Here is a 20961-nt window from a genome sequence, read left to right as displayed (position 1 = left end):
ACGCTCATGTCGTCGCCTGTCATCATGTCCCGGTGCATACGTCTCAGGGCAGTCAGGGCAACCGCGGCAAGAGCGTCGGCCTGGGCCTTGCCCTCGCCTCGGCGGTCGCCTTCGGGGGATCGGGCGTCGCGGCGAAGCCACTGATCGAGGCGGGTCTCGACCCGCTCCACGTGGTGTGGCTGCGGGTTGCGGGCGCCGCGCTGGTGATGCTGCCGATGGCCGTACGCCATCGCGCTCTCGTGCGTCGGCACCCCGCGCTGCTCGCCGGGTTCGGACTGCTTGCCGTGGCCGGCGTCCAGGCCTGCTACTTCGCGGCGATCTCCCGTATTCCGGTCGGGGTCGCACTGCTCGTCGAATACCTCGCGCCCGCGCTCGTGCTGGGCTGGGTGCGGTTCGTGCAGCGTCGGCCGGTGACGCGCGCCGCGGCCCTCGGGGTCGTCCTCGCGGTCGGCGGGCTCGCCTGCGTTGTCGAGGTCTGGTCGGGACTGAGTTTCGACGCCGTCGGGCTGCTGCTCGCCCTGGGCGCCGCCTGCTGCCAGGTCGGCTACTTCGTCCTGTCCGACCAGGGAGGCGACGCGGGCGACGAGGCACCGGACCCGCTGGGCGTCATCGCGTACGGCCTGCTCGTCGGCGCCCTCGTACTGACGGTCGTCGCACGTCCCTGGACCATGGACTGGTCGGTGCTCGCGGGCGGCGCGGACATGAACGGGACGTCGGTTCCCGCCTCGCTGCTCCTCTCCTGGATCGTGCTGATCGCGACCGTCGTCGCGTACGTCACCGGAGTGCTCTCCGTGCGCAGGCTCTCCCCGCAGGTCGCGGGCGTCGTGGCCTGCCTCGAGGCGGTCCTCGCGACCGTTCTCGCGTGGGTCCTGCTCGGTGAGCACCTCTCGGCGCCGCAGATCGTCGGTGGCGCGGTGGTGCTGGTCGGCGCGTTCATCGCACAGTCGTCGGCGCCCGCCAAGGCTTCCGAGGGGCCGGTCGCCGGGGGTGCGGGACAGGGCGGGCTTGAAGGCCCCGAACGGGAACAGGTCGGTCCCCAGGGCCCCGCATGGGAAAAGGCGGGTCCTGAAGGCTCCGAAAGGGAGTTGTCGGGCCGCGGCGGCGCCGCGTAGGGTGCTGATCATGCATGCGAAGGCGCTCGTTCTTCCGCCTCCGGCCGCCTGAGGCGGGCCTTCCGGAATCCCGACCCGGCACAGCCACCGGGTGGAACGGTGCTGCCCGCAGAAGAAGTCCAAGGACCTTTCCGTACGCTGATGCGCCGCGCCTTGTGCCCTGCGCGCCGGCGGCGACGTGGTCCCTTCCCGAACTTCTGCGTCTTGGCGGAGAGAACACGTGTCGAATGCTGCTTCTGGCCTGCCCACCGGGCGAGGCCTCCTCTATCTGATCATCGCGGGTACCGCCTGGGGCACCGCGGGCGCGGCCGCGTCGCTGGTCTACCGCGCCAGTGACATGGGGCCCATCGCCCTCTCCTTCTGGCGCTGCGCGGGCGGACTCGTTCTGCTGCTCGCCGTGCGTCTGACGCGCCGCCGGATCCGGCCCACCGCCCGTGAGCCGCTCGGCCGCAAGGCCCTGCGGATCGGTGTCACGGGTCTCGGGCTCGCTGTCTTCCAGACCGCCTACTTCGCCGCCGTCGAGGCGACGGGCCTGGCCGTGGCCACCGTCGTCACGCTCGGCGCCGGTCCCGTGCTCATCGCGCTGGCGGCGCGGCTGACCATGGGGGAGCGGCTCGGCCGCGGCGGGGTCGTCGCCGTCGCCGGGGCGCTCACCGGGCTCGTGGTGCTCGTGCTGGGCGGCGGGGGTGCGACGGTCCGGCCCTGGGGCGTCGTGCTCGCGATCGTCTCGGCGGCCGGGTACTCCGTGATGACCGTGCTCACCAGGTGGTGGGGGCGCGACGGTGCGGCCGACGCCTCCGGTACGACGGTCTGGGCCTTCGCGGTGACCACCGGCTGTCTCCTGCCGTTGGGGCTGGCCGAGGGGCTCGTTCCCCAGGCTGCCGACCCCGGCGAGGTGCTGGGTCTGTTGGCGTACATCGCCGCGATCCCCACGGCCCTGGCGTACGCCTTGTACTTCGCCGGCGCGGCCGTCGTCCGGTCCGCGACCGTCTCCGTGATCATGCTCTTGGAACCGGTGAGCGCGACCGTACTGGCCGTCGGGCTGCTCGGCGAGCGGCTCACCGCCGCGACGCTCGCGGGCACTCTGCTGATGCTGGGGTCCGTCGCCGGACTGGCGGTGTCCGAGGTGCGGGACGCGGGTGCCGCGCGCGAGACTCCGCGGAAAGAGGCGGCACCGGTGTGAGGCGTGGTCGGTCACCTGGTGGCCGACCGCACACCCGTCCGCGTAGTTGGTGGTCCCGGGCCGCTCCGCGCGGCGAGTCACTGGTGCCACTCGGGCTCGTCGCGGAGCGTCGGCAACCGACGACAACGCCGCAGGTGGGCGTGCCGGCCCCCGCGTCTGCGGCATGATCCGCCGGGCAGGGCCCTAGGGGTGGAGGCTTGGATCACAGGACCGCCAGGTAATCGGGGAGTTCGATGCCGGGGGCGAGGTCGTCGGCGGGGATCGGGGTGCCGTAGCCCTTGGCGAGGGGGACGACGCCGGTCCAGTGGGGGAGGGCGAGGTCCTCGGCGTCGTCGTTCGGGCCGCCGGTGCGGAGCTTCGCGGAGACCTCGTCCAGGTCGAGGCGGATCACTGCGGTGGCGGCCAGTTCCTTGGCGTTGGCCGGGCGCGAGTCGTGCGAGCGGCCGGGGACGACGTGGTCGACCAGCGCGTCCAGGGCCTCCCGCTTCTCGTCCGGGTCCGTCACCTGGTGGGCGATGCCGTGCACCACTACGGAGCGGTAGTTCATCGAGTGGTGGAAGGCGGACCGGGCCAGGACCAGGCCGTCGACATGGGTGACGGTCAGGCAGACCGGCAGCCCGGGGTCGGCCTGGCCGGTCATGCGCAGCGGGCGCGAGCCCGTCGAGCCGTGCACGTAGAGGCGTTGGCCGACCCGTCCGTACAGGGTGGGGAGCACGACCGGGGCGCCGTCCCGGACGAAGCCGAGGTGGCAGACGTAGCCCTCGTCGAGTATCGCGTGGACCAGCTCGTGGTCGTACGCGGCGCGCTCCTTGGAGCGGGTGGGAACGGTGCGGTCGGTCGGGGTGTAGGCGGCGGGCTGCGTAGTCCTGGGCTGCGTGCTCGTCTCCGACATTTGCGCTCTCCATTGCACTAGTGCATAATCTGCTTTGTGCTAGGAGAGTATCGGATCGAAGGGCGTCGCGCAGCCGACATTTCCGCGAGCGTCGAACGCGCGGTGGGCAGTGGAGATCTCGCGCCTGGGCAACTGCTGCCGCCCATGCGGGAGTTGGCCGAGCAGCTCGGGGTGAATCCCAATACGGTCGCCGCCGCGTATCGCACCTTGCGCGAGCGCGGAGTCATCGAGACCGCGGGCCGGCGCGGCAGCCGCGTGCGCTCCAAGCCCGCCACGACGGGACGCGAGTACATCCGGGTCGAGGTACCGGACGGTGTGCGGAACGTGGCCGACGGCAACCCCGACCGGACCCTGCTGCCCGGCCTCGCCGAGGCGTTCGCGGCGGCAGCGGAGCAGTCGGACCTGGCCCCCGTGATGTACGGGGAGGCCGCCGTCGAACCGGAGTTGGCGCGGCTGGCGCGCGCCGACCTCGACGCGGACGGGGTGCCCGACGGGCCCATCCTCGTCACCTCCGGCTCGCTCGACGCCATCGAGCGCGTGCTGATGGCCCACCTCAAGCCCGGCGATGCCGTCGCCGTCGAGGATCCCGGCTGGGGCAGCCTGCTCGACCTCGCCCCGGCACTCGGGCTGCGCACGGTCCCCGTGCGCGTCGACGACGAGGGCCCGCTCCCCGACGACGTACGACATGCCCTGGAAGCGGGTGCCCGCGCCCTGATCGTGACGGACCGGGCGCAGAACCCGACCGGCGCCGCGGTGAGCGCCAAGCGCGCGCGTGCCCTGCGTTCCGTGCTGAAGAAACACCCGGAGACCCTGCTCATCGAGGACGACCACGGGCATCGGATCGTCGACCTGCCCCTGCATCCGCTGGCCGGCGTGACGCACCACTGGGCCCTGGTGCGCTCCGTCGCCAAGGCGTACGGTCCCGACCTGCGGCTCGCCGTCCTCACCGGGGACGCCGTCACCGTGGATCGCGTGCACGGGCGGCAGCGGCTGGGGCCGGGCTGGGTGAGCCATCTGCTGCAGCGGGCCGTCGCGCGGCTGTGGACGAGCGGCGCCGTGGACGTACGGGCTGTGGCGGCGGCGTACGGGTGGCGCCGGGACGCGCTGATCGACGGCCTCGCGGAGCGTGGCATCGAGGCGCACGGGCGCAGCGGGATGAATGTGTGGATCCCTGTCCCGGACGAGACCGGTGCGGTCGCGCGGCTGCTGCACTCCGGCTGGGCCGTCGCCCCCGGCGCACGCTTCCGGATCGGCGCGCCGCCCGCCGTCCGGATCACCGTCTCGAACCTCGCGTCGGACGATGTCGAGCGGGTGGTGGACGCGGTGGCCGCCGCTGTCGGCCCGGCGGAGGTACGCCGCTACGTGTGAGTCACCGGCGTGTCCTGGTCTGAGTGAGCGCGGCGCCCGCCAGGACGATCACCGCGCCGACCGGCGTCGACCAGGTCAGCGACTCGCCCAGGATCGCCACGCCCGCCGCGGTGGCGATGACCGGGATGAAGTAGGTCACCATCTGGGCCGTCGTCGGGCCGACCTCGGCGACCAGGCCGTACTGGAGGAGCACGGCGAGGCCGGTGCCCAGGGCGCCCAGGCCGGCTATGGCGAGCAGCGGGACGACCGGGAAGTGGCTCGGCAGGCTGGTGAACAGCGGTGTGACGAAGGCCAGCTGGACGGTGGCCAGCAGCAGCTGGGCGCCGGTCATCGACAGGTGCGAGTCGCCGGAGCCGGCCAGTGTGCGGCGGACGTAGATCCAGCCGATCGGGTAGCTCAGCGAGGCCAGCAGGGCCATCGCCGTGCCCGTGGCGTCCAGGCCGTTGAAGCCCTGCCAGGCACCGAGGACTGTCAGCACGCCGAGGAAGCCGATGCCGAGACCGGCGACCCGGCGCCGGGTCGGGCGGTCCTCGGAGAGGGCGATCAGAGACAGGGCCATCCCCCACAGCGGCGACGTCGCGTTGCAGATGCCCGCCAGCGTGGACGGGATCGTCAGCTCGGAGTAGGCGAACAGCGAGAACGGCAGTGCGTTGAGCAGGAAGGCCGCGACCGCGAGATGGCCCCAGGTGCGCGCTCCACGCGGCAGCCGCTCCCGCTTCACCGCCATCGCCGCCGCGAGCACCGCGGTCCCGAACACCAGCCGCCCGAGCGTCACCTGGAACGGTGCGTAGCTCTCCGTGCCGACCTTGATGAGCAGGAAGCTGAAACCCCAGATCAGGGAGAGGACGCCGAAGCGGATCCGCCAGTCGACGGCGGTGCGGCTGCGCGGGGCCGGGTCGGTCGGCTTGACGGTTCGGGAAGCGGCGACGGTGCTCATGGGCACCACGATGCGACAGAACAATCTCGTAGCACAAGCGAGATTTTTTGACCGCTATCTCGTAGCATTACTTACATGTTGAATTTGGAGCGCCTGCGCACCCTCGACGCCCTCGCCCGGCACGGTTCGGTGAGCGGCGCGGCCGAGGGGCTGCATGTCACGACGTCGGCCGTGTCCCAGCAGATGTCCAAACTGGAGCGCGAGGTGGGCCAGCAACTGCTCGCCAAGAACGGTCGGGGGGTGCGCCTCACGGACGCCGGGCAGCTGCTCGCCGATCACGCGGCGCGCATTCTGTCCCAGGTCGAGCTCGCCCAGTCCGACCTGGAGGCGCAGCGCGGTCAGGCCGTCGGTGAGCTGCGGCTCTCCGCGTTCCCGACCGCCGCGCGCGGGCTGTTTCCCACCGCGCTCGCCGCGCTCCGTGCCGACCACCCCGGGCTGCGGGTGCGCTCGTGCGAGCTGGAGCCCGAGGCCGGGGTCGCCGGCGTGGTGCGCGGCGACCTCGATCTGGCGGTCGTGCTCGACTGGTACAACAAGCCGATGCCGCTGCCCGACGGTCTGGTGAAGGCGGCGATCCTCGACGACCCGGCCGATGTGGCGATGCCGGTCGGCCACCGGCTCGCGGACCGCGGGGAGGTGGACCTCGGCGACTTCACCGAGGACGAGTGGATCACCTGGGGCGAGGGCGAGTTCTGCCACGAGTGGCTGATCTTCACACTGCGCTCCAAGGGCGTCGAGCCGCACATCGGCCATCGCGCCGCGGAAACGCACACGCAGCTCGGACTGGTCGCCGCGGGGCTGGGCGTCTGCATCGCACCGCTGCTCGGGCGCAATCCCATGCCCGAGGGGGTCGTCACCGTGCCGCTGCGCCAGCGCGTACGGCGGCACGTCTACGTCGTCTGGCGGGCGGACGCCGACCGCCGCCCCTCGATCAGGGCGGCGGTTTCTGCGCTGCAGATGGCCGGGGAGGGCGTTCACTGAACGGTTTGGGTTACTGCGGCGGCGATCTGCGGTCGGGCTACTGCGGCGGTGGCCTGCGGTCCGGTCGCTGCGGCGGCAGCTTGCGATCGGGTCACTGCGGCGGCAGCTTGCGGAAGTCCCAGGAGGCGATCGCCGTCGGTGTCAGCCGCGCCCACGCGTGACGGCCGTCGTGCGGCATCTCCTCGATGCCGAAGTTCTTGCGCGCGAACAAGGTCTCGGGGACGTCGAGTTCGGCGCACAGCTCCCCGGTGCGGGGGACCTCGCCCACGAAGTCCACGGTGCCGGACAGCTCGACGCCCCGCAGCTCCCCGTACTCCTCGCCGGTGTCGATCACCACCGCGATCCGCGGGTCGCGGCGCAGCTCCGTCCAGCGCTTGCTGCGTACCACGGAGTACAGCCACAGCGAGGTGCCGTCCCAGACGAACCAGAGGGCGCTGACATGCGGGGTGCCGTCCTTCGACACGGTCGCGACGCGGCAGGTGCGCTGGGTGGTGAGGAACTCGTCCAGTTCGCCGGGAGTCATCATGATCTTCCGGCCTCTGCGCTGAGTGACGGTCATGCGGTCACCTCTTCTTCCACGTCGACCTTCTTTGTCGACCTTCTTTGACGTCGACAGAGATCCATCGACAGAGATCTTCTGACATCGCGTCAGAAAAGCATGGGCCGTCTTCCGTCCCCACGCAATGGTCGTTACGCTCGCCCGCTCCGACCTCCGACGACTGGGGGAGCCATGCCGTCGTACGAACAGCTCAGTGAACTCCTCGACCCCGCCGCCACGGTGCTGCTCACCGTCGAGTGTCAGCAGGGTGTCGTGGGCCCGGACAGCGCGCTGCCCGAACTCGCCCAGGAGGCGCGCTCCTCGGGGGCGCTCGGCCAGGTCGCCAAACTGGTCGCCGCCGCGCACGAGAGCGGGGTGCAGGTGATCCACGCGATCGCCGAGCGACGGCCCGACGGGCGCGGCGCCAACCGCAACGCCCGGCTGTTCCGAGCGGCCGAACGGCTGCCCGTGCGGCAGCTGTCGGGGACCACGGCGGTACGGGTCGCGGCCCCCATCGAGGTCGCCGACGAGGACTTCGTCGTACGCCGTCTGCACGGGCTGTCGCCGATCGCGGGCACCGACGTCGACGCGCTGCTGCGCAACCTGGGCTGCCGCACCCTCGTCGTGACCGGTGTCTCGGCCAATGTGGCTGTTCCCAACGCCGTGTTCGATGCCGTGAACCGTGGCTACACCGTCGTCGTGCCCGCGGACGCCATCGCGGGGGTGCCCTCCGACTACACCCCCGCGATGATCCGCAACACGCTCGCCCTGGTCGCCACCATCACGGCGACCGACGATGTCCTGGCCTGCTTCAAGCGAACGCGCCGCTGAAGAGCGCCGCGGTCACGCGAGTGTGATCGAGTCGCCGTCCACCGTGATGTTGGCGGCGGCCAGTGCCTGGGTCGCGGGCCCTTTCGTCACACTGCCGTCGGTCGCCGAGAACCTGCTGTCGTGGCACGGGCAGATGATCACACCGTCAGTGATGTCCTTCACCGCACAGCCCTGGTGGGTGCACTTGGACGAGAAGGCCTTGTACGTGCCCGCCGTCGGCTGCGTGACCACCACGCCCTGGTCGGCGAAGACCTTGCCGCCGCCCTCGGGGATGTCGGTGGTCTTGGCGAGGACCGTGCCGCCCGAGTCCCCGGCCGCGGCGTCGCCGCCGCTGCTCGCGCTCTCGTTGGCCGTCGAGTCGGAGGACCCGTCGTCCGATCCGCACGCGGTCAGCGCGACGGCGAGCCCCGCCGCGCCGACCGCCGTCATGATCGTGCGACGGGCCGGAGCCGAGACGGGGGGAAGTGATTCGCTGGTCATGCTGACATTCCCTTCAAAGAACGTGATGGTGATGCGTACAGGGGTACGGCCCACCCTGGTGCCCTGTTCAGAAGGTTGGGGACTTCTTGACGCAACCGACAGCCGGTCGACAGCCGGTTCGCCCCCATCGGGATCCCGGCGCGACGGGCGCCCTCGGGCCGCGGCCGGATCCCGGGACCACCCCAGTAGCCTGGGGCGATGCTCAAGGAAGTCATCGCGACCCGCTACATCACGCCCCTGCGTGAGGGCGGTTCACTGCCGGGGCTCGTCGAGGCCGACGATCTCGGGACCTATGTCATGAAGTTCACCGGCGCGGGGCAGGGTCGCAAGACGCTCGTCGCGGAGGTCGTCTGCGGTGAGCTTGCCCGTCGGCTCGGCCTGCGTGTGCCCGGCCTGGTGACGATCGGCCTCGACCCCGTCATGGGGCTCGGCGAACCGGACCAGGAGGTTCAGGAGCTGCTCAAATCGAGCGGCGGGACGAACCTCGGGATGGACTTCCTCTCCCGCGCGATCGGCTTCGACTCCCTCGCCTTCGAGGTGAGTGCCGAGGGCGCGGGCAGGGTCGTCTGGTTCGACGCGCTGGTCAACAACGTAGACCGATCCTGGCGCAACCCCAACCTGCTCATGTGGAACGGCGATCTGTGGCTCATCGACCACGGCGCCACGATGATCTGGCACCACCACTGGCCCGGCGCACGGGCTTCTGCCGCCAAGCCGTACGACGCCTCGGACCACGCGCTCGCGCCCTTCGGGCCGGACATTTCCTCGGCCGCCGCCGAGCTGGCGCCGCTGATCACCGAGGAACTGCTCGCCGAGGTGACTGCCGAGATCCCCGAGGAGTGGCTTATGGGCGAACCGGGCTTCGAGTCGACGGACGCGCTCCGGCGGGCCTACGCGGAGCCGCTGCTCGCGCGCGCCGCCACCATTCATGAGCGCATCAAGGGCATCGAGGGGGACAAGATCAAGGGCATGAAGGGGAACGAGTGAGCGAGCGGGATGTCTTCGAGTACGCGCTGCTGCGTGTCGTGCCGCGCGTCGAACGCGGCGAGTGCTTCAACGCGGGCGTGCTGGTGTACTGCCGCGCCAAGTCCTTCGTGGCCGCCCGTACGCATCTGGACGAGACCAAGCTGCGGGCGCTGGACCCGGACGCCGACGTGGCGGGCGTACGGGCCGCGCTGCGTGCTGTCGAGGGGGTCTGCTCAGGCGGGAAAGCGGCAGGTCAGGCGGCAGGCGACGACGCCGGTCGGCGCTTTCGCTGGCTGATCGCGCCCCGCTCCACCGTCGTTCAGCCGGGGCCCGTGCACACCGGACTGACCGCCGATCCGCAGGCCGAGGCGGAGCGGTTGCTCGAGTTGCTCGTCAGGTAATGGGTCACACGCCCGCGATGTGCCGTTGACACCGGGTGCCAGGGCTTCTAGCGTCACGTCTGCTGAAGGTACTAAGCGGTCGCTCACCCGAGGGGCGTACCGTGTGAGCCGCAGGACATGTCAAGCCGCAGGGCTTTTCAGACAAGCCGCAGGGCTTTTCAAGGGCGAGGAGAACCAGCAATGTCCACCACTGAGCAGCGCGTCGCCGTAGTCACCGGTGCCGCGCGCGGCATCGGCGCCGCGACCGCCGTACGACTGGCAGCCGAGGGCCGCGCCGTCGCGGTGATCGACCTCGACGAGGCCGCGTGCAAGGACACCGTCGAGAAGATCACTGCCGCCGGTGGCAAGGCCATCGCGGTCGGCTGCGACGTCTCCGACGAGGCGCAGGTCGAGGCCGCGGTCGCGCGGATCGCCGAGGAACTCGGCGCGCCGACGATCCTGGTGAACAACGCGGGCGTACTCCGCGACAACCTGCTCTTCAAGATGAGCGCGTCCGACTGGGACACGGTCATGAACGTGCATCTGCGCGGCGCTTTCCTGATGGCCAAGGCATGTCAGAAGCACATGGTGGACGCGAAGTTCGGTCGGATCGTCAACCTGTCGTCGTCCTCGGCGCTCGGCAACCGCGGCCAGGTGAACTACTCCGCCGCGAAGGCCGGTATGCAGGGCTTCACCAAGACCCTCGCCATCGAGCTCGGCAAGTTCGGCGTCACCGCGAACGCCGTCGCGCCCGGCTTCATCGCCACCGACATGACCGCGGCCACCGCCGAGCGCGTAGGCATGGGCTTCGAGGACTTCCAGGCCGCCGCCGCCACCCAGATCCCCGTGCAGCGCGTCGGCAACCCCGACGACATCGCCAACGCCATCGCCTTCTTCACCGGCGAGGCCGCCGGATTCGTCTCCGGCCAGGTGCTGTACGTGGCCGGCGGACCGCTCAACTGAGGCCGGGGGACACGGACATGACCGCACTTCCCGAACTCTCCGGCAAGGTCGCCCTCATCACGGGCGCGAGCCGCGGCATCGGTTACGGCGTCGCGGAGGCCCTCATCGCCCGCGGTGACCGCGTATGCATCACGGGGCGCAACGAGGACACCCTGAAGGAGGCGGTCGAGGCACTCGGTGCCGACCGCGTCATCGGCGTCGCGGGCAAGGCGCACGACCAGGCCCACCAGACCGTCGCCGTCGAGCGCACCATGGAGGCCTTCGGGCGCGTCGACTACCTGGTCAACAATGCCGGTACGAACCCGGTGTTCGGCCCGATCGCGGACCTCGACCTGGAGGTGGCGCGCAAGGTCTTCGAGACCAACGTCGTCTCGGCGCTCGGCTTCGCGCAGAAGACCTGGCACGCCTGGCAGAAGGACAACGGGGGCGCGATCGTCAACATCGCCTCCGTCGCGGGCATCTCGGCCTCGCCCTTCATCGGCGCGTACGGCATCAGCAAGGCCGCCATGATCAACCTGACCGTGCAGCTGGCACACGAGTTCGCGCCCACGGTGCGGGTCAACGCGATCGCACCCGCCGTCGTCAAGACCAAGTTCGCGCAGGCTCTGTACGAGGGCCGAGAAGAGGAGGCGGCCGCGTCCTACCCGCTCGGCCGGCTCGGCGTGCCCTCCGACATCGGGGGCGCCGCCGCCTTCCTGACCTCGGCGCAGTCGGACTGGATCACCGGTCAGACCCTCGTCGTCGACGGCGGCATCTTCCTGAACGCCGGGGTGTGATGACCTGAGCTTCGACGCGGGCGCGAGCCGATGGACAGGAACAGCGCCCGCGTCGAGGTGACATTGGTGCACCGCAGCATGACAACGTAGTCACGTATGCGCTGATCAAGTGCCCTGCCAGGAACGCGGGTTCACCGGTGGGGCACTGCGGTATGGTCTGCCGACCCTTGGTACGGCAGATCGAGGAGCGTGCGCGTGTTCAACCGGAACCAACGTCTGCGGCAGCTGGCGGGGATCACGTCCATAACCCTGGTGGCCGGGTGCGGTGTCCTCACCTCGGGATCGACCGAGGATGACGGGCCGATCGTCGTGGGCACCACCAGCGTCCCGAGCACGCTGGACCCGGCCGCCTCCTGGGACGGCTCCTGGGAGCTGTTCCGCAACATCTACCAGACGCTGCTGAGCTACCCCTCCGGGGCGGTGTCGCCCGAACCCGACGCGGCCGAGAGCTGCGCGTTCACGGACACCTCGAACCGCACGTACCGCTGCGAGCTGCGCGCGGACCTGAAATTCTCCGACGGCGGCACCCTCGACGCGCAGGCCGTGAAGTACTCGATCGACCGGATCAGGAAGATCAACCTGCCCAGCGGTCCCGCGGGTCTGCTGGGCAGCCTCGACCGGGTCCAGGCACGGGGCGAGCGGGAGATCGTCTTCCACCTCAACCAGTCGGACGCCACCTTCCCGTTCGTCCTGGCCACGCCGGCCATGTCGATCGTCGACCCCGACGACTACCCCGCCCGCTCGCCGCGCAAGGACGGAAAGGTCCTCGGGTCCGGGCCGTACAGCCTGCGCTCCTACGAGGACGGCGAGAAGGCCGTACTCGTCAGGAACGACCACTACAAGGGTTTCGCCCAGCGCAAGAACGACGCGGTCACCATCCGCTACTTCCCGGACTCCGGCAAGATGGTCGACGCCCTCAGGGACAAGGAGATCGACGTCACCTTCCGTGGCCTCGCCTCCCATGACGTCGTCTCGCTCCGGACCGCGGGTGCCGAGAACTACCTCCAGCTCGTCGAGGGCGCGGGCACCGAGATCAGTTACCTGGTGTTCAACCCGAAGGACCCGTGGGCCAAGATTCCAGCGGTCCGCAAGGCGGTCGCCCAGATCGTCGACCGAGCGGCGATCGCGCACAAGGTCTACAAGGACACCGTCGAACCGCTCTACTCCATGGTCCCCAAGGGGCTGACCGGGCACACGACAGGCTTTTTCGACGACTACGGGGACCCCAGTTCGTCCAAGGCCCGGCAGATCCTCCTGGAGGCGGGCATCACCGAGCGCGTCCCGCTCACCCTCTGGTACACCACCGACCGCTATGGCTCCGAGACCGCCCCGGAGTTCCGGGAGCTCAAGAGCCAGCTCGAGGACTCCGGCCTGTTCAGGGTCAGCCTCAACGGGCGCCCCTGGAAGACGTACGAAGAGGGCTACCGCAAGGGCGAGTACCCGGTGTTCGGGCGCGGCTGGTTCCCCGACTTCCCGGACGCCGAGAACTTCATCGCGCCGTTCGTGGGTGCGCAGAACGCGCTCGGTACGCCCTATCCGGCGCCGCGGATCACCGACGTCCTGCTGCCCCAGTCGCGCCGTGAGATCGACCGCGGGGCCGTCGTCGAGGAGTTCGAGGAGGCCCAGCAGATCCTCGTCGACGACGCCCGGCTGCTGCCTCTGTGGCAGGGCAGGCAGTACGTGGCGGCGAGCGAGGAGATCGCGGGCGGCGAGCAGGCCCTCGACCCCTCGACGATCATGATGATGTGGGAGCTGTACCGGAAGACCAGCTGGTAGCAGGAGGGAGGGGCGTACGGCGGTACGGGGCGCGAGTCCGATTGTCAGTGGTCGCCTGTAGGTTCTGAAGCCTGGAAGTGACCGCACATCGGAGGAACTTGACGTGACCGACACCGCCATGCTGCCCGAGTCCTGGCGCGGCGTCCTGGGCGAGCAGCTGCAGCAGCCCTACTTCAAGGAACTCGCCGAGTTCGTCGAGGAGGAGCGCGCCAAGGGTCCCGTCTACCCTCCGCGCGAGGAGGTCTTCGCCGCACTCGATGCGACGCCGTACGAGCGGGTGAAGGTGTTGATCCTCGGCCAGGACCCGTACCACGGCGAGGGCCAGGGACACGGCCTGTGCTTCTCGGTCCGCCCCGGAGTCAAGACCCCGCCCTCCTTGCGGAACATCTACAAGGAGATGAAGGAGGAGCTCGGCACCCCGATCCCGGACAACGGCTATCTGATGCCGTGGGCCGAGCAGGGCGTCCTGTTGCTCAACGCGGTGCTGACGGTGCGGTCCGGTGAGGCCAACTCGCACAAGGGCAAGGGCTGGGAGAAGTTCACGGATGCGGTGATCCGTGCCGTTGCCGACCGGCCCGACCCGGCGGTCTTCGTCCTGTGGGGCAACTACGCGCAGAAGAAGCTCCCGCTCATCGACGAGGAGCGGCACGTCGTGGTGAAGGGCGCGCACCCCTCGCCGCTCTCCGCCAAGAAGTTCTTCGGCTCCCGCCCGTTCACGCAGATCAACGAGGCGGTCGCCCGGCAGGGCCATGAGCCGATCGACTGGCGGATTCCGGACCTCGGCTGACGCCGGTGCCGCTGGGCGGGACCGTCACCGGCCTGGCCCAGCGGCGTACGGGGGCGCCTGAGCGTGAATGTCAGTGCCTGCGGCTAGCGTCGGAAGGGACAGTGACGAGCCTGGAGGACGCGGTGGCGGAGCAACAGGAGAAGGCGGCGCCGGATGCCATGATGACCCGGATCGGACAGGTCGTCATGCTGCACCATGGTGGCGACCGTGAGGAGGCTCGGGGGCGCTTCCTGGACCTGTGGGCGGAGATCGGCCAGGACGGCGACCCACTGCACCGCTGCACGCTGGCGCACTACATGGCGGACACGCAGGACGATCCTTCGGATGAGCTGGCCTGGGACCTGCGGGCCTTGTCGGCGGCCGAGGAGCTTACCGACGGGAGGGTCGTCGAGCACGACCAGTCGCTCGCGGTGCGCGTGTTCTACCCGTCGCTGCATCTGAACCTGGCGGCCGACTATGTGAAACTCGGCCGCTCCGATGCCGCCCGCAGCCATCTGAGTCGGGCCCGCGGCGCGGTCGGCGCCCTCGGGGACGACGGTTACGGAGACGGTGTGCGGGCGGCCATCGGCCGTCTGGAGCTGAGACTCGGCGGGGCATCGGGGGAGGGCCTCGGTCCCTTCGAGGGCCCCGGCTCCTTCGGCGGGCCCGGAGGCGAGACGCTGGGGCCGCCGAGACAGCGACCCTAGGGTCCCGGGGAGAGCACCGTGCCAGGCCAGGCCTGGGGTGCGCGGTGCCGAGGCCCGGCGGGTCGGTGTCGCAGCAGGGTGGTCGGGCCGCCGCTCGCCGCGCCGCCGACGAGGGTCTCGGACCGCCTGCCGTGAGGAGTTCCGCGCCAGCAGGCGGACGTCGGCCCCGGCGCTGACGCAGGCCGAGGAGTCGACGAAAGGCGCCCTGCCGGGGTCGGGGGTGCGTCGTGACGCGTACCGGACCCGTCAGCGGCCGTAGGTCTCCTTGCAGATGACCGACTCGGGGCTGTCCGCCTTCCAGCCCCCGTACTTCCTGCCGAGGGCACACAGGTCAGGAGTCTTCGGCAGCTCCGGCGTGGCGGGCGGGGTGACGGTGCGGGGTGCGGGCCGGTCCGGCTGGGGCTGTGGAGCGGTGTGTGGGCGTCTCGGCGGGGGCGCCTGCGGAGCGGCGGGGGCCGGGGGAGCCGCGTGGCTCGGCTTCGAAGCGCTCGGCGACGGCTTGCGGGACGGCTCGATCAGTGCCAGCGCCTCCCGCGCCGGCGCCTGCACGACCTGTGGCTCGGCGTTGCCGTCCGGACGCGGTGCCGACGGGAGGGCCGGTGCGGGCGGTCGGCTGGAAACGGGCGGTCGCTGGACGGTCACACAGCCGGCGAGGGCGGTGGCCGCCACGGTGACCAGGAGCGTTGCGGTCGTTGTCGTTCGATGCACCCGCGCAACTCTGGCGCCTGCGGCCCACTTTGGGGAGCGGGTAGGCGCAGGATGCCCCGCACGGGTGATCCTTCCGCTCCTCCGGTGGGCGCCGCCGCCCGCAGGCTGACCCGGAGCTGCCCGGCCTCGCCACCTGCACGGCGGACCGCAAGCCTCGTAGGACCGCGATCTCCTTATGACCGCAAGCCTCGTAGGACCGCAAGCCCCGCACGATCGCGATCTCCGTATGACCGCGATCGCCCGGAAGGCCGTGCGCCCGGTTCACCATGGTGAGCAACCGCGTCGGCAGCGCCGTACGCGACCGCGTGATCGCCGCGCCGTCCAAGGCACACCCGCGCCGTTCCCGCGAAGTTTCGACGGCATCGCAGACTGGCGGCCGCTGTCGCGGTCGTATGCTTCCGACGAGGTCAAAAACCCCGCCCACACCCCTTTGAGGAGACCCCTGTGAAGGTCGGCTGCATCGGACTCGGCGACATCGCGCAGAAGGCGTATCTGCCGGTGCTCGCCGTCCAGTCGGGGGTCGAGCTGCATCTGCAGACGCGGACGCCCGCGACGCTTGCTCGGGTCGGCGACGGCCTCCACCTGCCGGTGACACAGCGACACGCCGACCTCTCGGAGCTGCTGGCGCAGGATCTCGACGCGGCGTTCGTGCACGCGGCCACCGTCGCGCACCCGGAGATCGTCACGCGGCTCCTGGAGGCGGGCGTACCGACGTTCGTCGACAAGCCGCTCGCCTACGAGCTGGCCGACTCGGAGCGCCTGGTGCGGCTCGCGGAGGAACGGAACGTCAGTCTCGCCGTCGGCTTCAACCGGCGTTACGCGCCCGGGTACGCGCAGTGCGCCGACCACCCGCGCGAGCTGATCCTGATGCAGAAGAACCGCATAGGGCTGCCCGAGGAGACGCGCACGATGATCCTCGACGACTTCATCCACGTCGTGGACACGCTGCGGTTCCTGGTGCCGGGGCCGATCGACGACGTGACCGTGCGGGCCCGCGCCGAGGACGGGCTGCTGCACCACGTCGTGCTCCAGCTCGCCGGAGACGGCTTCACCGCGCTCGGTGTGATGAACCGGCTCAGCGGTTCGGCGGAGGAGATCCTCGAAGTGTCGGGGCAGGACACCAAGCGTCAGGTGCTCAATCTCGCCGAGGTGATCGACCACAAGGGGCAGCCCACCGTGCGGCGGCGCGGGGACTGGGTGCCGGTGGCCCGGCAGCGCGGCATCGAGCAGGGCGTGGTCGCTTTCCTCGACGCCGTACGCGCGGGCAAGGTGCTCAGTGCCCGTGACGCGCTGGCGACTCACGAACTGTGCGAGCAGGTGGTACGAGCGGTTCAGGAGCAGTCCGCCGTAGCCTGAGCGCCCGGACGCCCTCCGTCGCGCACAAGGCCGCCAGTACCAGCAGCGCCGCGTGCACCGGCCAGTCCCCGAACCGGACGTACGGCGTGACACCGCCGGCCAGCGGTACGTCGTACACCGCCGCCCCGCTCTCATCGGTGCCGAGCCAGGAGCCGACGCGCTCGCCACCGGGGCCGTAGACGGCGGAGACGCCGGTCAGTGTCGCGTGCACCATCGGGCGGCCGGTCTCGGCGGCCCGCAGTGCGGCGAGCGAGGCGTGCTGCTCCGGCGCCCAGCTGTGCTGGAAGGTGGACGTCGAGGACTGCGCGATCAGCACCTTGGCACCGTCCTGGGCGAGATGACGGCTCATGTCGGGAAACGCCGACTCGAAGCAGACCATCGGGCCGACCCGCAACCCGTGCCCGGCATTCATCACCACCTGCTCGGTGCCGCGCCTGCGGTCCTCGCCCGCCGCCTCGCCCACCGAGGTCGCCCAGCCGAGAAGGGAACGCGCGGGTATGTACTCACCGAAGGGGACGAGCCGCATCTTGTCGTAGCGGTCGCCGGTCGGCCCCTGCGGTCCCACGAGGATGGAACTCTTGTAGATTCCGGGCTGGTCGGAGCGGCGTGCGTCGACGTTCACCAGGATGTCGACGCCGGTCAGGCGGGACAGCGCGGCGATCCGGTCCGACAGGTCGGGGCGGTCGGCCAGGTCGAAACCGACACTGCTCTCGCCCCAGACGATCAGGTCGACGTCCTGTCCGGCGAGGGTGCGGGTGAGCGCCTCCTCGCGGGTGAAGCGCTGCTCGCCGCTGTCCGTGCCACCGACGACACCGGGCTGGACGACGGCGATCCGGACGCGGCCCTCCCCGTCCGGGCGGGGCGACCACATCCAGGCCGCCGAGGTCGCGGCGGCCGCGGCGACCAGTCCGGCGAGGGCGGGTATACGGGACTGTCGCACCGAGACCAGCACGGCGACCGCGACATTGACCGCCACCACCAGGAAGCTCAGCAGCCACACCCCGCCGACCGAGGCGAGCCGCAGTGCGGGCTCCAGCTGCCACTGGCTCGACCCGAGCAGACCCCAGGGCCCGCCCAAGCCCTGCCAGGACCGGATGAGTTCGACCATCAGCCACCCCGAGGGCAGCACGACGAGCGCGGCCCCGACCCGCCCCGCCGATGGCACGCCCGCGAGGAACCGTCGTACGAGCCAGCCCCAGGGCGCCCACAGCACACCGAGCAGCGCCGCTATCACGATCGTGAACACATGCAGGTTCGGCAGCAGCCAGTGGTGCACGGCCAGCATGAAACCCAGTCCGCCGAGCCAGCCGTCGTACGCGGCCCGCCTCCCCGTCGGGGCCGAGCGGACCAGCAGTATCCAGGGCACGAGGGCGACATACGCGAACCACCACCACGACGGGGAGGGGAAGGCGAAGACCGGCAGTGAGCCCGCCAGCGCGGCGACGATTCCACGCTGCCAAGGGGAGGTGAGAAGGCGATCGGGCATCTTCATACAGCGCCTCCCTCCCCGGTGCGTGCCTCCAGTGTGCGCGTCGGGGACGATCTCCGACAAGAGCGTCTGCTCAGGGGGCCGCCGGTTCCTGGCCTGTCTGGGGAGTGCGGCGCCACTTCTCCTGGACGACCACCTCACGCAGCCGCCAGCCCAGGTCCGTACGCACCAGTCCGAAGGCGTACCGGCCGCCGCACAGGAAGTCGGGGGCGGTGGATCCGCTTTCGGGTCCCGCCAACCGCATCGGATTGATGTAGTCCGCCTGGACCCGGGCCGTGTCGCCCGTGTCCTGGTCCAGCACCCCGAACCGCACCCGCCGGTTCACGATCAGATGCTGGCGCATGGGGAACAGCCGCATGCTCTGGGCCAGCCATTCCGCGACCTGGTCGGCGTCCCCCTCGATGCCGCCGGCCGAGCGGTAGTCGGCGCGTCCGTCCGGCGCGAACAGCCTCCGGTACGCCTCCCAGTCGCCGTCGTCGACCGCCACCGCGTACTCGGTGACGAGTCCGTCCACGGCGAACCGGTCCATCACGGTCGCGAGCTCCACACGCTGCGTCATCGGCTCAGTGTTGGCCACGGAGCGTGCGCAGCCAAGGGGCGTGCAGCGATATCGAGAGCCGTGCAGCGATATTCGGTGGCCCTGGCGTGCTCCGCCGGCGGATCCTGTTGGCCGTGAACGATCAATCCCTCCCAGCAGAGCCCAAGTTCCGCATCCGGGCCCGCCACACGCCTTCCACGGTCACCGTCTACCAGGCGTATCGCCCGGAGATCGGCCTTGCCGCGGCGCGCGACAACTGTTTTCCGTCCGCCTGGAAGCGCGACCGGATGACATGGATCAAGCCGTCGTTCCTGTGGATGATGTATCGCTGCGGCTGGGGTACGAAGGAGGGGCAGGAGACGGTTCTGGCCGTCGAGATCGGTCGCGAGGGCTTCGTCTGGGCGCTGCGCAACTCCTGTCTCTCGCACTATGTGCCCGAGCTGCACGAGGACCAGGCCTCCTGGAAGCGGCAGTTGAGGCAGGCGGCGGCGCGGGTCCAGTGGGATCCCGAGCGTGATCTGCGGCTGAATGCGCTGCCGTACCGCTCTCTCCAACTGGGACTCGGGGGTGAGGCGGCGGCCCGGTACGCGGACGATTGGATCGTGCGCATCGACGACGTGACGCCGCTCGCGACGGAGGTCCACGCCCTCGTGCGCGCGGGGGAACTCGACCGCGCGGCTGGGCTGTTGCCCGAGGAGCGGCCCTACGCTCTCGATGAGGACGTGCTGGCGCGGCTGCGATCGTAGGGTGATCGCATGCGGGCTTGGTGCGGATCAGGTTCGCCATGAGGAGGCACGTATGACACGTCATGTCACGGTCGTCACGGGTGGTAGCCGGGGGATCGGTGCCGCGACCTGTGCGCGGCTCGCGGCGGACGGACACGACGTGGTGGTGGGGTACGTGAGCGACGGCGCGGCGGCGGAGCGGGCCGCGGCCGCCGTGCGCGCGGCGGGGGCGCGCTGTGTCACGGTGCGGGTGGACACCTCCGACGAGGACGACGTCGAGCGGCTCTTCGACACGGCGGCGGAGCGGCTCGGGCCGGTGACCGGACTGGTGAACAACGCCGGGGTGACCGGACCGCTCGGCAGACTCGCGGACACCGACCCCGCCGAGCTGCGACGGGTGGTCGAGGTCAACCTCCTGGGGACACTGCTGTGTTCGCGCCGCGCCGCCCGGTCCATGGCGGCGTGGGGGAGCGGCATCATCGTCAATGTGTCCTCGGCGGCGGCCACGCTCGGCAGCCCGGGGGAGTTCGTCCACTACGCGGCCACGAAGGCGGCCGTCGACGCCCTGACGATGGGCCTTGCCAAGGAACTCGGCCCGGACGGCATCCGCGTCAACGCCGTCGCGCCCGGCATGATCGACACCGAGATGCACGCGGCCATGGGCGACCCGGCTCGCGCCGAACGCGCCGCGTCCTCGATTCCACTGCGCCGCGTCGGGCAGGCCGAGGAAGTCGCCGCCGCCATCGCCTGGTTGATGTCGCCCGACGCGTCGTACACGACGGGGGCGGTGCTGCGGGTTTCCGGGGGACGGTGAGCGTCAACTCGCGGGACGTCGGTCCCGGGTGACCGTCACTCCCTGGACCTCACGCCGCCTCGATGACCTCTCCGCGTATCGCTTCCGCCCACTTCACGACCAGCAGCTCGTACTCCGCACGCTCCTGAGCGGACAGGGAACCGCCCGCGCGGATCCACAGGGCGCGGATCTGCTCGTTTAACGCGGCGGCAGACCGCACGGAACCAGAGTGAGTGAAATCGGGGGACATGCGCGTAAGCCTAGGGGCAAGGACTGACAGTGCGCTACCAGTCGGCTACTCAGGCGGTATGTGGTTCGTCACGGTCGGCGGTGGCCCGGGTCGGTCGACCCATGCGACGACGCGCAGACCGGGCAGTTGGGGGGCGACTCCCGGCACCATGCCAGGTACTCCGCAGACGGCAGGGCGAACTGCTGGGGCAAGGTCATGTACGGGAGTGTGGCCGGGTCGCAGGCGCGGTGTCGCTCCGTTTTCGCGGGCGGCGACCCGGGACCGGTCGGTGTCGCTCGGCCCACGTGCGGAGCCAGGCCGACCGTGCGGTCGGCCTGGTGATGTCCATCTCGCGGAACACCGTGAGGGGCGCGCGGATCGAGGGGGAATCCCCTAGGGCCTGTCCGGCGGATCATGCCGGAGACGCGGGGTCCGGCACGCCGATCTGCGGCGTTGTCGTCGGTTGCCGA

The 20961-nt window shown here is 70.6% G+C and carries 23 protein-coding genes; 15 read left to right on the top strand and 8 right to left on the bottom strand.

Translation table 11 applies throughout. The annotated features are described in order from the left end of the window. The first annotated feature begins 32 nt into the window (after positions 1-32). Together ACX28W_RS36960 and ACX28W_RS36955 are read left to right on the top strand one after the other, a co-directional pair. Positions 33-1112: an EamA family transporter gene (locus ACX28W_RS36960; protein ID WP_459004396.1), complete on the top strand. Its 1080-nt coding sequence runs from the start codon at positions 33-35 to the stop codon at positions 1110-1112. A gap of 220 nt (positions 1113-1332) precedes the next feature. Next, on the top strand, positions 1333-2295 hold the full coding sequence (locus ACX28W_RS36955; protein WP_459004394.1) for a DMT family transporter: 963 nt from the start codon (positions 1333-1335) through the stop codon (positions 2293-2295). A 202-nt stretch (positions 2296-2497) separates the two neighbouring features. Here ACX28W_RS36955 and ACX28W_RS36950 read toward each other — a convergent pair whose 3' ends face one another. Next, positions 2498-3187: a pyridoxamine 5'-phosphate oxidase family protein gene (locus ACX28W_RS36950; RefSeq protein ID WP_459004393.1), complete on the bottom strand. Its 690-nt coding sequence runs from the start codon at positions 3185-3187 to the stop codon at positions 2498-2500. 36 nt (positions 3188-3223) lie between these two features. On the opposite strand from ACX28W_RS36950, the gene ACX28W_RS36945 reads away from it, so the two are divergent. After that, positions 3224-4555, top strand: coding sequence for an aminotransferase class I/II-fold pyridoxal phosphate-dependent enzyme (locus ACX28W_RS36945; protein WP_459004391.1), 1332 nt, complete (start codon positions 3224-3226; stop codon positions 4553-4555). Between the two features lies 1 nt (position 4556). Here ACX28W_RS36945 and ACX28W_RS36940 read toward each other — a convergent pair whose 3' ends face one another. Further along, positions 4557-5492 (bottom strand): DMT family transporter, encoded by a 936-nt coding sequence (locus ACX28W_RS36940; protein WP_459004389.1) that lies wholly within the window; start codon positions 5490-5492, stop codon positions 4557-4559. A 75-nt stretch (positions 5493-5567) separates the two neighbouring features. On the opposite strand from ACX28W_RS36940, the gene ACX28W_RS36935 reads away from it, so the two are divergent. Then, on the top strand, positions 5568-6470 hold the full coding sequence (locus tag ACX28W_RS36935) for a LysR family transcriptional regulator (protein ID WP_459004388.1): 903 nt from the start codon (positions 5568-5570) through the stop codon (positions 6468-6470). Positions 6471-6561: 91 nt separating this feature from the next. Here ACX28W_RS36935 and ACX28W_RS36930 read toward each other — a convergent pair whose 3' ends face one another. Beyond that, positions 6562-7029: a pyridoxamine 5'-phosphate oxidase family protein gene (locus tag ACX28W_RS36930; protein ID WP_459004386.1), complete on the bottom strand. Its 468-nt coding sequence runs from the start codon at positions 7027-7029 to the stop codon at positions 6562-6564. Between the two features lie 171 nt (positions 7030-7200). On the opposite strand from ACX28W_RS36930, the gene ACX28W_RS36925 reads away from it, so the two are divergent. After that, the gene (locus ACX28W_RS36925; protein ID WP_459004385.1) at positions 7201-7839 is read left to right on the top strand and encodes a cysteine hydrolase family protein; all 639 of its coding nucleotides are present in this window, start codon (positions 7201-7203) and stop codon (positions 7837-7839) included. Between the two features lie 12 nt (positions 7840-7851). On the opposite strand, the gene ACX28W_RS36920 is transcribed toward ACX28W_RS36925, so the two are convergent. After that, positions 7852-8319 carry a Rieske (2Fe-2S) protein gene (locus tag ACX28W_RS36920; RefSeq protein ID WP_459004384.1) on the bottom strand — a complete coding sequence of 156 codons (468 nt, stop codon included), beginning with the start codon at positions 8317-8319 and terminating at the stop codon, positions 7852-7854. Between the two features lie 198 nt (positions 8320-8517). Here ACX28W_RS36920 and ACX28W_RS36915 point away from each other — a divergent pair, with 198 nt between their 5' ends. From ACX28W_RS36915 to ACX28W_RS36885, 7 genes are all read left to right on the top strand, one after another. Then, positions 8518-9306, top strand: a complete 789-nt coding sequence (locus ACX28W_RS36915) for a HipA family kinase (RefSeq protein ID WP_459004383.1) — start codon at positions 8518-8520, stop codon at positions 9304-9306. After that, the gene (locus tag ACX28W_RS36910; RefSeq protein WP_459004382.1) at positions 9303-9686 is read left to right on the top strand and encodes a DUF3037 domain-containing protein; all 384 of its coding nucleotides are present in this window, start codon (positions 9303-9305) and stop codon (positions 9684-9686) included. Before ACX28W_RS36915 ends, ACX28W_RS36910 begins: the two co-directional genes overlap by 4 nt. A 180-nt stretch (positions 9687-9866) precedes the next feature. Next, positions 9867-10628, top strand: coding sequence for a 3-oxoacyl-ACP reductase FabG (gene fabG, locus ACX28W_RS36905; RefSeq protein ID WP_362078023.1), 762 nt, complete (start codon positions 9867-9869; stop codon positions 10626-10628). 17 nt (positions 10629-10645) lie between these two features. After that, complete coding sequence (locus ACX28W_RS36900; protein WP_459004381.1) at positions 10646-11404, top strand: SDR family oxidoreductase; 759 nt, start codon at positions 10646-10648, stop codon at positions 11402-11404. 195 nt (positions 11405-11599) lie between these two features. After that, complete coding sequence (locus ACX28W_RS36895) at positions 11600-13180, top strand: ABC transporter substrate-binding protein (protein ID WP_459004380.1); 1581 nt, start codon at positions 11600-11602, stop codon at positions 13178-13180. 103 nt (positions 13181-13283) lie between these two features. After that, a complete protein-coding gene (locus tag ACX28W_RS36890; protein ID WP_459004379.1) occupies positions 13284-13967 on the top strand; it encodes a uracil-DNA glycosylase in 684 nt (227 codons plus the stop codon). A 122-nt stretch (positions 13968-14089) separates the two neighbouring features. Continuing rightward, positions 14090-14653: a hypothetical protein gene (locus tag ACX28W_RS36885; RefSeq protein ID WP_459004423.1), complete on the top strand. Its 564-nt coding sequence runs from the start codon at positions 14090-14092 to the stop codon at positions 14651-14653. A 246-nt stretch (positions 14654-14899) separates the two neighbouring features. Here the strand turns inward: ACX28W_RS36885 and ACX28W_RS36880 are convergent, their stop codons facing one another. Beyond that, positions 14900-15361, bottom strand: a complete 462-nt coding sequence (locus ACX28W_RS36880; protein ID WP_459004378.1) for a hypothetical protein — start codon at positions 15359-15361, stop codon at positions 14900-14902. A 444-nt stretch (positions 15362-15805) separates the two neighbouring features. On the opposite strand from ACX28W_RS36880, the gene ACX28W_RS36875 reads away from it, so the two are divergent. Further along, positions 15806-16717, top strand: coding sequence for a Gfo/Idh/MocA family protein (locus ACX28W_RS36875; protein WP_459004377.1), 912 nt, complete (start codon positions 15806-15808; stop codon positions 16715-16717). Here ACX28W_RS36875 and lnt read toward each other — a convergent pair. Further along, positions 16635-18209, bottom strand: coding sequence for an apolipoprotein N-acyltransferase (lnt, locus tag ACX28W_RS36870; protein WP_459004376.1), 1575 nt, complete (start codon positions 18207-18209; stop codon positions 16635-16637). The two genes, ACX28W_RS36875 and lnt, sit on opposite strands and share 83 nt — an antisense overlap. Before the next feature lie 70 nt (positions 18210-18279). Next, positions 18280-18765, bottom strand: a complete 486-nt coding sequence (locus tag ACX28W_RS36865; RefSeq protein ID WP_459004375.1) for a nuclear transport factor 2 family protein — start codon at positions 18763-18765, stop codon at positions 18280-18282. Between the two features lie 113 nt (positions 18766-18878). On the opposite strand from ACX28W_RS36865, the gene ACX28W_RS36860 reads away from it, so the two are divergent. Both ACX28W_RS36860 and ACX28W_RS36855 read left to right on the top strand, forming a co-directional pair. Further along, entirely contained in the window at positions 18879-19490 is a 612-nt protein-coding gene (locus tag ACX28W_RS36860; RefSeq protein WP_459004374.1) for a DUF4291 domain-containing protein, read from the top strand. Between the two features lie 52 nt (positions 19491-19542). Continuing rightward, entirely contained in the window at positions 19543-20283 is a 741-nt protein-coding gene (locus tag ACX28W_RS36855) for an SDR family NAD(P)-dependent oxidoreductase (protein ID WP_459004373.1), read from the top strand. A gap of 49 nt (positions 20284-20332) precedes the next feature. On the opposite strand, the gene ACX28W_RS36850 is transcribed toward ACX28W_RS36855, so the two are convergent. Next, positions 20333-20512, bottom strand: coding sequence for a hypothetical protein (locus tag ACX28W_RS36850; RefSeq protein WP_362080538.1), 180 nt, complete (start codon positions 20510-20512; stop codon positions 20333-20335). Between the last annotated feature and the right edge of the window lie 449 nt (positions 20513-20961).

This window comes from Streptomyces sp. SD15 (genome assembly GCF_054462255.1).
This window is presented reverse-complemented; position numbering and strand designations above follow the sequence as displayed.